A 14,622-nucleotide genomic window follows, 5' to 3' on the forward strand; every position below is an offset into this window, starting at 1 on the left:
ATGGCGTGCCACCTGCGCGCACCATCGGGGCGTGCGCCCGCCTGACGCTACGCGACGAGCTCGCGCATGCCCGACGCTACGCGACGAGCTCGCGCATGCCCGCCTCGAGCGCGGCGATCGTGGCCGTCGCCGCGGCCCGGCGCTCGGCGACCGTGCCCTGCTCCGAGACGGCGTCGAGGTAGACCTTGAGCTTCGGTTCGGTGCCGCTCGGGCGCACCATCACGCGGGAGCCGCCCTCGAGCACGATGCGGAGGACGTCCGACGGGGGGAGCGAGCCGAAGCCGTCGGCGAGGTCCTCGATGCGCTCGACCCGGATTCCGCCGACCGAGGCCGGCGGCTCGGCGCGCAGCCGCGCCATCACCGCGCCGATGCGCGAGAGGTCGGTGACGCGGATGGAGACCTGGCCGGAGGCGTGGCATCCGAACTTCTCGACGAACTCGTCGAGGTGGTCGGCGACCGTGCGGCCGTCGGCCTTCAGCTCGGCCGCGAGCGAGAGGAACGCGGCCGCGGCCGAGATTCCGTCTTTGTCGCGGACGACGCCGGGGTTCACGAGATAGCCGAGCGCCTCCTCGAATCCGAAGACGAGGCCGGGCGCCCGCGAGATCCACTTGAATCCCGTGAGCGTCGCCTCGAAGTCGAGCCCGTAGGCGCGGGCGACGGCCTCGAGGCCGGGGGAGGAGACGATCGAGCAGGCGAGCGCGCCGTTCGGTCCGCCGTCACCGGTTGCGGCGTCGGCGGCGCGGCGGGCGGCGAGCCAGCCCAGCGTCAGGCCGACCTCGTTGCCCGTGAGCCGACGGTACCCCGCGCCGTCGGGCGCGGTCGCGTCGGGGATCGCGATGGCGAGCCGGTCGGCGTCGGGGTCGTTCGCGACGATCAGCTCGGCGTCGACGTCGCGGGCGCGGGCGAACGACAGGTCCATCGCCCCCGGCTCCTCGGGGTTCGGGAACGAGACCGTCGGGAACGCGGCGTCGGGGGCGATCTGCGCCTCGACGAGCGCGGGCGCGTCGAATCCGGCGGTCTCGAGCACGCGGGCCGCCGTCTCCCAGCCGACGCCGTGCATCGCCGTGTAGACGACCCGGGGCTGCGCCGCCGGGGTGCCGGGGGCGGCGCTCTCGGCGGTGCGGCGCACGTACTCGTCGACGACCTCCTCTCCGGCCGTCTCGAACTCCGCGCGCGGCAGCGCGGGCACGGCTGCCGTCGACGCGACGTGCAGGATGTGCGCCGCGATCTCGGCATCGGCGGGGGCGACGATCTGCGACCCGTGGTGCTCGTCGCCGAGGTACACCTTGTAGCCGTTGTCGTTCGGCGGGTTGTGCGAGGCGGTCACCATGACGCCCGCCGAGGTGTCGAAGTGGCGCACGGCGAACGCCAGCACCGGCGTCGGCAGCAGGCGCGGGAGCAGGATGGCACGGACGCCGGCCCCGGCCATGAGCTCGGCCGAGTCGCGGGCGAAGACCGCCGAGTTCTTGCGCCCGTCGTAGCCGATGACGACCGAGGGCGTCGTGCCCGGCGCGGCGTGCTCGAGGAGGTACGCCGCGAGCCCGGCCGCCGCCTGGGCGACGAGCACCCGGTTCATGCGGTTCGGGCCTGCGGCGATCCCGCCGCGGAGCCCGGCCGTGCCGAAGGCGAGGCGCGAGTCGAAGCGGTCGGCGAGGTCGGCGGACGCCTCGGCGTCACCGCCGCGCACGGACTCGACGATCGAGGCGAGCTCGTCACGGGTCTCGGGGTCGGGGTCCTGCGCGATCCAGGCCTCGGCGAGGGCGACGCGCTCGGCGTCGCGGGCATCGAGTTCGTGCGACATCCGTCGGTCCTTCCTGCGGCGTGCGCTCAGAGCGCGGCGACGATCTTCGCGAGCAGCGCGCTGATCACGGGCTCGGCGGCCTGGCCGGCCTCGATCACCTCGGCATGGCTCAGCGGGGTCTGCTGGATGCCGGCGGCGAGGTTGGTGATGAGCGACATGCCGAGCACCTCCATGCCCGCCTGACGCGCGGCGATCGCCTCGAGCGCGGTCGACATGCCGACGATGTGCCCGCCGATGGCCTTCGCCATCTGCACCTCGGCCGGGGTCTCGTAGTGCGGTCCGCGGAACTGGCAGTACACGCCCTCGTCGAGCCCGGGGTCGATCGAGTGCGCGAGGTCGCGCAGGCGCTGCGAGTACAGGTCGGTGAGGTCGATGAAGGTGGCGCCCTCGAGCGGCGAGTCGGCCGTGAGGTTGATGTGGTCGCTGATCAGCACGGGAGTGCCGGGCGTCCAGTGCTCCTTGATGCCGCCGGCGCCGTTCGTGAGAATCATCGTCGTCGCCCCCGCGGCGGCTGCGGTGCGCACCGAGTGCACGACGCGGCGCACGCCGTGGCCCTCGTAGTAATGGGTGCGGGCGCCGATCACGAGCGCGCGCTTGCCCGAGGGCAGGAGCACCGAGCGCAGGGTGCCCACGTGGCCCTCGAGGGCGGGCTTGGAGAACCCGGGCACGTCGGTCGCGGCGAGGGTGTGGGTCGTCTCGCCGATGAGCTCGGCGGCACGGCCCCAGCCGCTGCCGAGCGTCAGTGCGACGTCGTGGCGGGGAACGCCGGTGAGCTCGGCGATCTTCGCGGCGGCGGCGGCGGCCACCTCGAACGGGTCGGCGGTGGGGTCGTCCAGCGGGTTCGCATCGTGCATCCCACCACTCTAGAACGCGCCGGATGCATCGGCACGAAGCTGCTCATGTGCTGGCCGTGCCCATGGGACTGGCAGAATATGAGCATGTCCTACGAGTTCGAGCGCACGCAACGGATCGCCGTCCTCGGAGGAGGACCCGGCGGGTACGAGGCCGCCCTCGCCGCCGCACAGCTCGGCGCCGAGGTCACCCTGATCGAGCGGGCCGGCGTCGGCGGTTCGGCCGTGCTCACCGATGTCGTGCCCTCGAAGTCGCTCATCGCGACCGCCGAGGCCTCGAACGCCGTGAAGGAGGCCGCCGACCTCGGCGTGCAGTTCTACGCGAAGGGCGACTCCGAGAAGGCCGTGAAGCCGAGCGTCGCGATCAACCTCGCCGCCGTGAACAAGCGCCTCCTCGGCCTCGCGGCGCAGCAGTCGGAGGACATGCGCTCGAACCTCATCGAGGCCGGGGTGCACCTCGTCCACGGCGAGGGGCGCCTCGACGGGCCGAACGCCGTCATCGTCGCCACCGCGAAGGGCGGCACCGACTTCGACCGCATCGAGGCCGACACGCTCGTGCTCTCGGTCGGCGCGACCCCTCGCGTGCTGCCGACCGCCGTCCCCGACGGCGAGCGCATCCTCACCTGGACCCAGCTCTACTCGCTCCAGCAGGTGCCCGAGCACCTCATCGTCGTCGGCTCGGGCGTCACCGGTGCCGAGTTCGCCTCGGCGTACCGCGCGCTCGGTGCCAAGGTCACCCTCATCTCGAGCCGCGACCAGGTCCTTCCGGGTGAAGACGCGGACGCGGCATCCGTGATCGAGAAGGTCTTCAAGCGCAACGGCATGAAGGTCCTCAACAAGTCGCGCGCCGAGTCCGTCGTGCGCGACGGCGACTCCGTCGTCGCGACGCTCGGCGACGGCCGCGAGGTGCGGGGCTCCCACTGCCTGATGGCGGTCGGCTCGGTGCCGAACACCCGCGAGCTCGGCCTCGAGGAGGCCGGCGTCCAGCTGGCCGACTCGGGGCACATCCGGGTCAACCGGGTCGCCCGCACCTCGATCCCGAACATCTACGCTGCGGGCGACTGCACGACCTTCATGCCGCTCGCCTCGGTCGCCTCCATGCAGGGGCGCACGGCCGTGTTCCACGCGATGGGCGACATCGTGAACCCGCCCGAGAACCGCAACATCACCTCGAACATCTTCACGCAGCCCGAGATCGCGACCGTCGGGTGGACGCAGAAGGAGATCGAGGAGGGCGTCGTTCCCGGCGTCGTCTACAAGCTGCCGCTCTCGTCGAACCCGCGCGCGAAGATGATGGGCATCCGGGAGGGCTTCGTGAAGCTCTTCGCCTCGAGCGGTTCGGGGTCGATCATCGGCGGCGTCATCGTCGCGCCGAAGGCCTCCGAGCTCATCTTCCCGCTCGCGCTCGCGGTCGAGCACCGGCTCACCGTCGACCAGTTCGCCGAGGCGTTCCCGGTGTATCCGTCGCTCAGCGGTTCGCTGACGGATGCCGCGAGGGCCATGCACGTCGTACGCTGAGGTGATCGAGTGCCGCGGGGGCGGCGCCGAACCCAGGGGGTAGCGATGAAGCTGCGAGTGAAGTCCGTCGAGGCGTCGATCGCCGACTCCCACGACGAGGAGCGCAGTCTCAAGCGCTCGCTCGGCACGTGGGATCTCGCCCTCATGGGCATCGCGGTCGCTGTGGGCGCCGGCATCTTCTCGGTCGGGGCGCAGGCGGCCGCGAACTTCGCCGGGCCGAGCGTGATCATCTCGTTCGTGCTCGCGGCCGTCACGTGCGGGCTCGCCATCATGTGCTACGCCGAGTTCGCCTCGACCGTGCCGGTCGCCGGCAGCGCGTACACCTTCACCTACGCGACGATGGGCGAGCTCCTCGCCTGGATCATCGGGTGGGATCTCATCCTCGAGCTCTTCACCGCCGCGGCGGTGCTCGCGAAGTACTGGGGCGTCTACCTCGGCGAGGCGCTGCTCGCCTTCGGGCTGCCGTTCCAACCGACCTTCCAGATCGGCGGGCTCGAGGTGAGCTGGCCGGCGTTCCTCATCGTCGCGGTGTTCACGGCGCTCCTCGTCGCCGGCACGAAGCTCACCGCGCGCGTCGGCGCCGTCTTCACGATCATCAAGGTCGCGATCGTGCTGTTCGTGATCGTCGTCGGCTTCTTCTTCGTGAAGGCCGCGAACTTCACCCCCTTCATCCCCGAGGCCGTGCCGACCGAGGGCGGCGCGACCGACGCGTGGACGCAGTCGCTGTTCTCCTGGGCGACCGGCGCCGCGCCCGCGCAGTACGGCGTGTTCGGCATGCTCGCGGCGGCAGCCCTCGTGTTCTTCGCCTTCATCGGCTTCGACGTCGTCGCCACCAGCGCCGAGGAGGTGCGTGAACCCCAGCGGACCCTGCCCCGCGGCATCTTCATCGGCCTCGGCATCGTGACGCTGCTCTACGTGCTCGTCTCGATCGTGATGACCGGCATGGTGTCGTACCAGGAGCTCGCCGAGGAGGAGACGCCGTCGCTCGCGACGGCCTTCCGTCTCGTCGGGCAGGACTGGGCGTCGGCCGTGATCTCGCTGGGGGCGCTCGCCGGCCTGACCACGGTGATCATGATCATCCTGCTCGGGCTCTCGCGCATCGTGTTCGCGCTGAGCCGCGACGGACTGCTGCCGCGGTGGCTGTCGAAGACGACGGAGCACACGAAGACCCCCGCCCGGGTGCAGATCATCGCGGGCACCCTGGTGGCCTTCGTCGCCGCCTTCACCGATGTCGGGCTGCTCGAGGAGATGATCAACATCGGCACGCTCTCGGCGTTCGTGCTCGTGTCGATCGGCATCGTGGTGCTTCGGCGCACCCGGCCCGATCTGCCGCGCGGGTTCCGGGTGCCGTTCTCGCCCGTGCTGCCGATCATCTCGGCGGCGCTCTGCCTCTGGCTGATGTTCAACCTGACGACCCTCACGTGGGTGCGCTTCCTCGTGTGGCTCGCGATCGGCATCGTCATCTACCTGCTCTACGGTCGCCGGCACTCGCGCATGGCCGGCAGCGTCAGCGAGGTCGAGGTGCCGACCGCCCAGGGCACCTGACCGCGCAAGCGTGTCAACAACGTTGACAACCGCGTTTTCGAATCGATAGTCTCCGGGCAATCGGATCGGTCGCATCGAGCAGCGCCGCGACCGACCCCACCGGGTGACGACGAGGTTCCAGGAGGCGGAGATGTCCCATGCGCGCGAGATCGACACGATGACGGAGGCCGGGGGCGGGGGAGCGCGACCCGCACGGCGCACCGTGCTCGGCCTGGGGGCGGCCGGGGCCGCCTCGCTCATGCTGACCGCCGGCGCCCGGCCGCAGGGCGCCACGACCGGCCCCGAGACCACCGGCTCCGACCACCGCATGTGGGACGCGATCGTGCTCGGCGCCGGGGCATCCGGTCTCGGCGCGGCGCGCACCCTCGCCGACGCGGGCCGACGCGTGCTCGTGCTCGAGGCGCGCGACCGCATCGGCGGCCGCATGTGGACCGACCGCACCAGCATGTCCATCCCGGTCGAGCGCGGCGCGGAGCTCGTGCACGGCAGCCGCGCCTCGACCTGGGAGCTCATCCAGGCCGAGGGCATCGCCACGCGGCGCCAGCAGTCGATCCGCGGGCGGCTCGCGCCGACGACGCCGTGGGTCGACGGTTCGACCTACGCCTCGCTGAAGTTCCCGCTCGGAGCGCCCACCGGGCCGCTGCCCGAGCCCGATCCCGGCGAGACGGCACTGGCGTGGTTGACCAGGGCGGGCATCTCGCCCGAGAACCGCCCCATCCTGCTCGCCGCGATCGAGGTCGACTCCGAGCAGTTCGACGTGCTGCCCGCCGAGTGGGTCGTCGACACGGTCGCGTGGGCCATCGCCGAGCAGGACGTACCGGCGGAGACGCCGTTCGCCGAGCCCTACGACGACCACCGCGTGATCGGCGGCTACGACCGGGTGCTCCGCCCGCTCGCCGCCGGGCTGCCGATCCGCCTCGGCACGCGGGTGCACACCGTCGAGCATCGTGCAGGGCGGGTCGACGTGCGCACGAGCCGGGGCGACTACAAGGCGAAGACCCTCGTCGTCGCGCTGCCCGGCGGCGTGCTGAAGCACGGCGACGTGACCTTCGATCCGCCGCTGCCGCCCGAGCGGCGCGACGCCCTCCAGGAGATCGAGTACCTGCCGGTCTTCAAGGGCATCCTCGAGTTCGCCGGGCCGGTGCTGCCGCCCGGTCACCCGGTGCCGCGCGAGTGGGATGTGATGACGACGTTCTCGAAGCGCCCGCCGACCCTCTGGAACGCCTCGATCGGCACTCCCGGGTACCCGGGTGAGATCGCCGTCGCGTGGGCGACCGGCGGCGTCGCGCAGGAGCTGCTCGACCTGCCCGAGTCCGAGCGCCTCGCCGCCGCCCTCGACAACGTGCGGACCGCCGTGGGCGACGGAAGCCTGCAGCAGGTGAACGCGTCGACCTACGACTGGTCGGAGGACGAGTTCGCCCGGGGCGCCTATCCCGGCCCGTTCTCGCGGCGCACGGGCCTCAACGGGCCGATCGGCGACACGGTCTTCTGGGCCGGCATGGTCACCAGCACGATCCACTCCTCGCGCAACTCCGGAGTCACGGCCGCGAGGCAGGCGCTCGCCGCGCTCGCCGCGCGCTGAGCGGGCCGGACGGCAGCCGAGCACCGCACGACGGGAACGGGGCGTCGCGAGCGGTCATCGCTCGCGACGCCCCGTTCGGCGTCGGTTCTGGATCAGGCGTCGGCGATCGACAGCAGCAGGTGCCCGCTCGAGACGGTCGCGCCGGCCTCGGCATTCACCGCGCCGATCACGCCGTCCTTGTGCGCGACGATCGGCTGCTCCATCTTCATGGCCTCGAGCACGAGCACCAGATCGCCCTTGACGACCTTGTCGCCCTCGGCGACGGCGACCTTCACGACCGTCGCCTGCATCGGCGCCTTGACGGCGTCGCCGGTGCCGGTGTCGACGGCGTGCGATCCGGTGCGCCGGCGCGGCGCGGGGCCGGCGGTGCGCGACGCGGCGGACGACCCGCCCGCGAGCCGCTTCGGGAGGCTCACCTCGATACGGCGACCGGCGACCTCGACGACGACGTTCGTGCGCGCCGCCGGGCCCGCGGTCTCCTCGAGCTCGCCCGACCACGGCTCGAGCCGGTTGTCGTACTCGGTCTCGATCCAGCGCGTGTAGATCGAGAACGGTGCATCGCCCTCGGGGGCGAACGCGGGGTTGCTCACGATGTCGCGGTGGAAGGGCAGCACGGTCGGAAGCCCGGCGACCTCGAACTCGTCGAGCGCGCGACGCGCGCGGGAGAGCGCCTCCGCGCGGTCCTTGCCGGTGACGATGAGCTTCGCGAGCAGCGAGTCGAACGCGCCCGAGATCTCGTCGCCGCTCGTGACGCCCGAGTCGACGCGGATGCCGGGGCCGCCCGGGAAGCGGAGCTGGTGGATCGGGCCCGGCGCGGGGAGGAAGCCCCGGCCCGGGTCCTCGCCGTTGATGCGGAACTCGATCGAGTGGCCGACCGTCTCGGGGTCGTCGTAGTCGAGCACGCCGCCCTCGGCGAGGCGGAACTGCTCGCGCACGAGGTCGAGGCCGGTGACCTCTTCCGAGACGGGGTGCTCGACCTGGAGGCGCGTGTTCACCTCGAGGAAGGAGACCGTGCCGTCCTGGCCGATGAGGAACTCGCAGGTGCCGGCGCCGACGTAGCCGACTTCCTTGAGGATCGCCTTCGACGATTCGTAGAGGGCCGTGCGCTGCGCCTCGGTGAGGAAAGGCGCCGGGGCCTCCTCGACGAGCTTCTGGTGGCGGCGCTGCAGCGAGCAGTCGCGGGTCGAGACGACGACGACGTTGCCGTGCTCGTCGGCGAGGCACTGCGTCTCGACGTGACGGGGCTTGTCGAGGTACTTCTCGACGAAGCACTCGCCGCGGCCGAAGGCGGCGACCGCCTCGCGGGTGGCCGACTCGAACAGCTCGGCGACCTCGTCGCGGGTGCGGGCGACCTTGAGGCCGCGGCCGCCGCCGCCGAAGGCGGCCTTGATCGCCACGGGCAGGCCGTGGACGTCGACGAAGTCGAGCACCTCCGAGGCATCCGCGACGGGGTTGAGGGTGCCGGGCGCGAGCGGGGCGCCGACCTTCTCGGCGACGTGGCGGGCCGACACCTTGTCACCGAGGCGCTCGATCGCCTCGGGCGAGGGACCGATCCAGATGAGGCCGGCGTCGATGACGGCGCGAGCGAAGTCGGGGTTCTCGGCGAGGAAGCCGTAGCCGGGGTGCACCGCGTCGGCGCCGGAGCGGCGGGCGACCGAGAGGATCTTGTCGATGACGAGGTAGGTCTCGGCGCTCGTGGTGCCGTCGAGGGCGTACGCCTCGTCGGCGAGCTTCACGTGGCGGGCGTCGCGGTCCTGGTCGGCGTAGACGGCGACCGAGCCGATGCCGGCGTCGCGAGCGGCGCGGATCACGCGGACGGCGATCTCTCCACGGTTGGCGATGAGGACCTTGGTGATACGCGGCATAGTTCCCAAGCCTATTGCGCACGGCGGCGCTGACTTTGGACGACCTCCACAAAATGAATGGATGTCTCTTGCGGCAGACGACAATCGCGGGGTCACCCCGCGGCGGCACCGCCCCGGTTCCAGAGCGAGGTCCAGTCGACGCCGAGCTCGCGCACGAGGTCGCGCAGGGTGGAGAGCGAGAGCCCGACGACCGTCGAGGGGTCGCCCTCGACGCGGCGGATGAACGGACCGCCGAGGCTGTCGACCGTGAACGCGCCGGCCACGAGAAGCGGCTCGCCCGTCGCGATGTACGCGTCGATCTCGGTCTCGTCGAGGGCGGCGAAGCGCACCGTCGCCATGTCGGCGCGGCCGACGGCGCCGCGCACCTCGCCGCCGCGGTGGTCGATCAGCCAGTGGCCCGACCAGAGGTCGCCGTGGCCGCCGTTCTGCGCCAGCCACCGCGTCTTCGCCACGTCGGGCGTGTGCGGCTTGCCGTGGATCGCCCCGCCCGTGAGGAAGGCCGAGTCGCCGCCGAGGATCAGCCCGTCGATCTCTTCGCCGCCCGGGCGGGCGCCGATGAGCGCCTCGGCCTTGGCCCGGGCGAGCAGCTGAACCATCTCGGGCGCCTCGAGCGGGCCGGACTCCGCCTCGTGCGCGGCGACCGCGGCCGCCTCGTCGACGCCCGGCGGGACGGCGATCGGTTCGATGCCCGCTGTGCGCAGGGTCTGGAGCCGTGCCGGGGAGGTCGAGGCGAGGTAGAGGCGCATCACCCCATCCTGCCCGCACTCAGGGCGGCTGTGGAATGCTCGAGGCATGGTGAATCCCGATCGTCGACGCCGCAGCACCGCGCGCCGTCCCTCGCGTGCGCAGGGCGCCGCACCCCGCCCGGCCCGCCCCGCACCCGCAGAACCGCGGCTCGACGGCCCCGTGCTCGAACTCGACGTCGAACGGATCGCCCACGGCGGCGTCGCCGTCGCCCGCCACGAGGGGCGAGTCGTCTTCGTCGCCGACGCCATCCCGGGCGAGCGCGTGCGCGCTCGTGTCACCGACACCGGCAAGGCCAAGTTCTGGCGCGCAGAGACGCTCGAGGTGCTCGATGCCTCGCCCGACCGCCGCGAGCACCCCTGGGCCGAGGCCGGGGTCGACCGCGCCCCCGAGCACCGTGCGGGCGGCGCCGAGTTCGGCCACATCGCCATGGCGCGCCAGCGCGACCTGAAGCGCGAGGTGCTCGTCGACGCGCTCGCGCGCTTCGGCGGGGTCGAGCAGGCCGTCGAGGTCGAGGCCGTCGACCCGGCGCTCGCCCCCGGCGCCGACCCCGAGCTCGGCACCGGATGGCGCACCAGGCTCCGGCTGCAGGTCGACGCCGAGGGCCGGGTCGGCCCGTACGCGGCACGCAGCCACCGGGTCGTGCCCGTGGCATCCGTGCCGCTCGCCGTGCCCGAGCTGGCGCACCTCGCGCCGCTCGACGAACGCTTCGCCGGCGCCCGGTCGGTCGATCTCGTCGCCCCGTCGCTCGGCAACCCCTGGGTCGTCGTCGACACCGGCGAGGCGACGCGGGGCGGTCGCACGCAACGCATCGAGGAGCAGGTCGGCGACCGCGTCTTCCGGCTCGACCGCGGGGGATTCTGGCAGGTGCACCGAGGTGCGGCCGCGACGCTGAGCGCTGCCGTGCAGGACCTCGTCGACGACGAGCGATTCGATCCCCGGGCCGCCAACCACGACCTCTACGGCGGCGTGGGCCTGCTCGCCGCCGCGATCGGCGATCGCTTCGGCGACACGGTGCGCATCACCTCCGTCGAGTCCGACGCGCGCGCCACCGAGCACGCGGGCACGAACCTCGCCGACTGGGTCGGCGCGCGCGCGGTCACCGGCAGGGTCGACCGCTACCTCGACGAGCTCGCCGCGACCGCGAGCCCGTCCGAGCGCGAGCGGCTGCGCGCCGCGACGATCGTGCTCGACCCGCCGCGCTCGGGCGCCGGTCGGCAGGTCGTCGAACGCCTCGCCGCCCTCGCCCCGCGGCAGCTCGTCTACGTCGCGTGCGACCCGGTCGCGCTCGCCCGCGACGTCGGGTTCTTCGCCGAGCACGGCTACCGGCTCGACGCCGTCCGAGCCTTCGATCTCTTCCCGAACACCCATCACGTCGAGGCGGTCGCGCGTCTGACCGCTATCGTGTGAGTCGACGGGAAGGGGGGCCTGTGGCGGAGGACGCGCAGACGACGGAGCCGGCGGCGACGGTCGCGATCGTCGACGACCACGAGGCGGTGCGCATCGGCCTGCGCGCCGCGTGCGAGGCCGCGGGCTACGAGGTCATGGCCGACACGGCCGACGTGGCCGAACTGCTCCCCGTGATCGAGGCGCGGCACTGCGACGTCGTCGTGCTCGACCTCTCGCTCGGCGACGGCACCACCGTGACCGAGAACGTGCGCGCCGTGCTCGCGACCGGGAGCGCCGTGCTCGTGCACAGCATCGCCGACCGCGTCGCCGCGGTCCGCGAGTCGCTCGCCGCGGGCGCCGCGGGCGTGATCCCGAAGGCCTCGCCGATGTCCGCCGTGATCGGCGCGATCGCGACCGTCGCCGGCGGCGGCGTGCTCACCAACGTCGAATGGGCGAGCGCGATCGAGGCCGACCGCGAGTTCGCGAAGGCGCAGCTCGGGCGGCGCGAGCGCGACGTCCTGCACCTCTACGCCTCGGGGCTGCCGTTGAAGGCGGTCGCGATGCAGCTCGGCATCGCCCACTCCACGGCGCGCGAGTACCTCGACCGGATCCGCGCGAAGTACGTCGAGATCGGCCGCCCCGCCCCGACGAAGGTCGACCTGCTGCGGCGCGCCGTCGAAGACGGCATCCTCCCGGGCCTCGACGCCGAGAGCGGAGATGGCCGCCGCTGAGTGGCGGGTGCCCCGCCTTCCGCAGCGCAAGCCCGCGGTCACCCGCGCGCAGATCGAGACGATCATCGCGCGGGCGCTCGGAGTGGTGGGGCTCGTCTTCGGGGCGCAGTCGCTGCCGCTCGCACTCGACCAGGCTGATGCCCTCGGCGTCGGTGCGGGGGCGGCGCTCATGGCGGCGCTGTTCGGCGGGATCGCCGCCCTCGCGGTCGCCACGGTCGCGAAGGTCGCGGTGCGCACCGCGTGCCTCGTCTTCGCCGGGTTCTACGTCGCGGCGCTCATCGTCTGGCCGCTGCTCGTCAGCGACCCCGAGGCGCTCGACGGCGCGGTGCCCTGGCTGTACTACCTCTGCACCGTCGCCACGACCTGCGCCGTCGTGGCGCTTCCGCCGGTCTGGGCGGCCGCCTACACCTTCATCGTGCCGGCGCTGTACGGGGTCATCCGCGCCACCCCGTCGGGCGGGCAGGCCCCGCCCCTGCTCGCGGTGCTCGACGCCCTCTATGCCGTCGTGCTCGGCGTCGTCGTGCTCGCGATCATCACGATGCTTCGCGAGGCGGCCTCGGCGGTCGACGCCGCCCAGGAGGCCGCGCTCGAACGGTACGACCTCGTCGCGCGGCAGCACGCGACCGAGACCGAGCGCGTCAAGGTCGACGCGCTCGTGCACGACAGCGTGCTGACGACGCTGCTCTCGGCCGCCTCGGCGAGGAGCGAGGGCGAGGAGAAGCTCGCCGCCAGGATGGCGAGGGATGCGCTGGAGCGGCTCGACGAGGCCGGGGCGAGCGGTCCCCGGGCCTTCGACCGGGTGGGGCTGTCGGTGCTCGTGCGACGCCTCCGCGCCGCCCTGACGACGTTCAACACGAACTTCGCGGTCCGGGTCGTGAACGCCGGCGGCGTCGAACTGCCCGTCGAGGTCGTCGACGCGCTCTACACCGCGTCGGTGCAGGCGATGGTCAACAGCGTGCAGCACGCGGAGGAGCCCGGGCGTCGCGCGCGGCGCGAGATCCGCATCAGGGGCGTGCGCGCGGGCGGCTGCGTCATCGAGATCGCCGACAACGGCATCGGATTCGATCCGGACCGGGTGCCGAGCGAGCGATTGGGGCTCCGCGTGTCGATCGAGGAGCGGATCGCGAACGTGGGCGGCGCCTCCGAGATCGCGTCGCGCCCGGGCCACGGCACGACCGTGACGCTCGCGTGGCCGGCGGGTGCGCTCGGCGGCGACCCCGGGGCATCCGGCGGTGCGCCCGGCGCCGCACCCGCGACGGGAGGCGGCGCATGATCACGATCCCGCGGTGGCTCCTGCTCGTGCTCGGTGCGCTCTTCTCCGCGTACCACGTCGTGCTCGGCATCTATTCGCTCGAGGTCCCCGATTCGCCGTGGCCGACCGTCGTCGCCCTCGTGCTCTACACCGCGGCGACCGTCGCGAGCCTCTGGCCGGCCCGCCGGGTGCGGATGCCCGACTGGCTCGCCGCCTTCGATCTCGCCGTGAGCATCGTGCTGCCGCTCCTCGTGACGAGCCAGCTCGACCCCGCCGTCGACAACGGCTACGCGACCTGGTACGTCGCGGCGGTCGGCACGCTCATGACGATCGCCGCCGCCCGACGCCGGCTCATCACGGCCTGGATCGGTGTGATCGCGCTCGCCGTGCAGACGATGCTGTGGGCCGGGCCGCTCGCGCTCGGTGCGCTCGGAGTCATCGGCAGCCTCGTCTGGGTCGCGATCGCCCACATGCTCACGAGCGCCCTCACGAACGCCGGACGCGAGACCCGGCGATACGCCCAGGCCGAGCGGGAGGCCGCCGCCTGGCAGGCGGCGCAGGACGCCCACCTCTTCGAGGGCCGCATGCGGCTCGCGCACACGAACCGGGTCGCCGCGCCGATGCTCCGCCGGATCGCCGACCGGGACGGCCGGCTCGACGAGATGCAGCGGGCGGAGTGCCGGCTGCTCGAGGCGACGATCCGTGACGAGATCCGGGGGCGGATGCTCCTCACCGACGTCGTGCGCGCCGAGGTGCAGCGCGCCCGTCAGCGCGGCGTGATCGTCACCCTGCTCGACGAGGGCGGCATCGACGACCTCGACGAGGCCGCGCGCGACCGCGTGCTCTCCCAGCTGGCCGAGGCGATCGCCTCGTCGACCGCCGACCGGCTGATCGCGCGCACGGCGGCCGAGGGTTCGCCGACCGCGGTGACGGTCGTGGGGCTCGTCGACGCGGCCGACGACGAGGAGCACGCGGCGTCGGGCGACACCGAGGACCTCGAGGTCGAGCTCTGGCTGGAGATCCCGCGCGAGCGGGCGTGAGGCGCGACACGGGACGTGTGACGCGGCGGTGCCCGGCCATGCCCGGCCGTGCCCGGTGAGCCGCTCCGAGGCGGCTCGACGGCGCGTCCGCAGCGGACATGAGGAAGGGGGACCGATCCCCGACCGGTCCCCCTTCAAGCCCGAGCCACGGCGACAACCCGAATATCGCCCTGGCTCGCCCCCAACAGTCACCGGTTACCCGACCGATGACAGTGGCGACTCCTGTGGAGCCTGCAAGATCAATACTGCTCGTTCGAGCACGGTCCGCATAGTCAGCATTTCGGGGGACATCCGTGTCCCCCAT

11 protein-coding genes are annotated in these 14,622 nt (G+C 72.8%); 7 read left to right on the top strand and 4 right to left on the bottom strand.

Translation table 11 applies throughout. The annotated features are described in order from the left end of the window. Positions 1–76: 76 nt before the first annotated feature. A complete protein-coding gene (locus ACFVTR_RS03225; protein WP_387034681.1) occupies positions 77–1,801 on the bottom strand; it encodes a phospho-sugar mutase in 1,725 nt (574 codons plus the stop codon). Between the two features lie 26 nt (positions 1,802–1,827). Continuing rightward, positions 1,828–2,655 carry a purine-nucleoside phosphorylase gene (locus tag ACFVTR_RS03230; protein WP_387034683.1) on the bottom strand — a complete coding sequence of 276 codons (828 nt, stop codon included), beginning with the start codon at positions 2,653–2,655 and terminating at the stop codon, positions 1,828–1,830. Positions 2,656–2,739: 84 nt separating this feature from the next. On the opposite strand from ACFVTR_RS03230, the gene ACFVTR_RS03235 reads away from it, so the two are divergent. The 3 genes from ACFVTR_RS03235 (at position 2,740) to ACFVTR_RS03245 (ending at position 7,297) form a co-directional block, all read left to right on the top strand. Beyond that, positions 2,740–4,170 carry an NAD(P)H-quinone dehydrogenase gene (locus ACFVTR_RS03235; RefSeq protein ID WP_387034684.1) on the top strand — a complete coding sequence of 477 codons (1,431 nt, stop codon included), beginning with the start codon at positions 2,740–2,742 and terminating at the stop codon, positions 4,168–4,170. A gap of 45 nt (positions 4,171–4,215) precedes the next feature. Then, positions 4,216–5,715, top strand: a complete 1,500-nt coding sequence (locus tag ACFVTR_RS03240; protein ID WP_387034686.1) for an APC family permease — start codon at positions 4,216–4,218, stop codon at positions 5,713–5,715. 130 nt (positions 5,716–5,845) lie between these two features. Next, positions 5,846–7,297: a flavin monoamine oxidase family protein gene (locus tag ACFVTR_RS03245; RefSeq protein ID WP_387034688.1), complete on the top strand. Its 1,452-nt coding sequence runs from the start codon at positions 5,846–5,848 to the stop codon at positions 7,295–7,297. Positions 7,298–7,389: 92 nt separating this feature from the next. On the opposite strand, the gene ACFVTR_RS03250 is transcribed toward ACFVTR_RS03245, so the two are convergent. Together ACFVTR_RS03250 and ACFVTR_RS03255 are read right to left on the bottom strand one after the other, a co-directional pair. Next, positions 7,390–9,162 (bottom strand): acetyl/propionyl/methylcrotonyl-CoA carboxylase subunit alpha, encoded by a 1,773-nt coding sequence (locus tag ACFVTR_RS03250; RefSeq protein ID WP_387034690.1) that lies wholly within the window; start codon positions 9,160–9,162, stop codon positions 7,390–7,392. Between the two features lie 92 nt (positions 9,163–9,254). After that, positions 9,255–9,908 carry a Maf family protein gene (locus ACFVTR_RS03255; protein ID WP_387034692.1) on the bottom strand — a complete coding sequence of 218 codons (654 nt, stop codon included), beginning with the start codon at positions 9,906–9,908 and terminating at the stop codon, positions 9,255–9,257. A 46-nt stretch (positions 9,909–9,954) separates the two neighbouring features. Here ACFVTR_RS03255 and ACFVTR_RS03260 point away from each other — a divergent pair, with 46 nt between their 5' ends. Genes ACFVTR_RS03260 through ACFVTR_RS03275 form a run of 4 tightly spaced genes read left to right on the top strand, consistent with a single transcriptional unit; the run spans position 9,955 to position 14,318 of the window. Beyond that, positions 9,955–11,316: a class I SAM-dependent RNA methyltransferase gene (locus ACFVTR_RS03260; RefSeq protein WP_387034694.1), complete on the top strand. Its 1,362-nt coding sequence runs from the start codon at positions 9,955–9,957 to the stop codon at positions 11,314–11,316. A 20-nt stretch (positions 11,317–11,336) separates the two neighbouring features. After that, positions 11,337–12,026 carry a response regulator gene (locus ACFVTR_RS03265; RefSeq protein WP_376941107.1) on the top strand — a complete coding sequence of 230 codons (690 nt, stop codon included), beginning with the start codon at positions 11,337–11,339 and terminating at the stop codon, positions 12,024–12,026. After that, positions 12,013–13,299: a sensor histidine kinase gene (locus ACFVTR_RS03270; protein ID WP_387034696.1), complete on the top strand. Its 1,287-nt coding sequence runs from the start codon at positions 12,013–12,015 to the stop codon at positions 13,297–13,299. The genes ACFVTR_RS03265 and ACFVTR_RS03270 overlap by 14 nt, the downstream gene beginning before the upstream one ends. Beyond that, entirely contained in the window at positions 13,296–14,318 is a 1,023-nt protein-coding gene (locus tag ACFVTR_RS03275; protein ID WP_376941105.1) for a hypothetical protein, read from the top strand. Before ACFVTR_RS03270 ends, ACFVTR_RS03275 begins: the two co-directional genes overlap by 4 nt. The last annotated feature ends 304 nt before the right edge of the window (positions 14,319–14,622 follow it).

Origin of the sequence: Agromyces sp. NPDC058126 (assembly GCF_042884595.1) — a bacterium.
Classification (GTDB): domain Bacteria; phylum Actinomycetota; class Actinomycetes; order Actinomycetales; family Microbacteriaceae; genus Agromyces.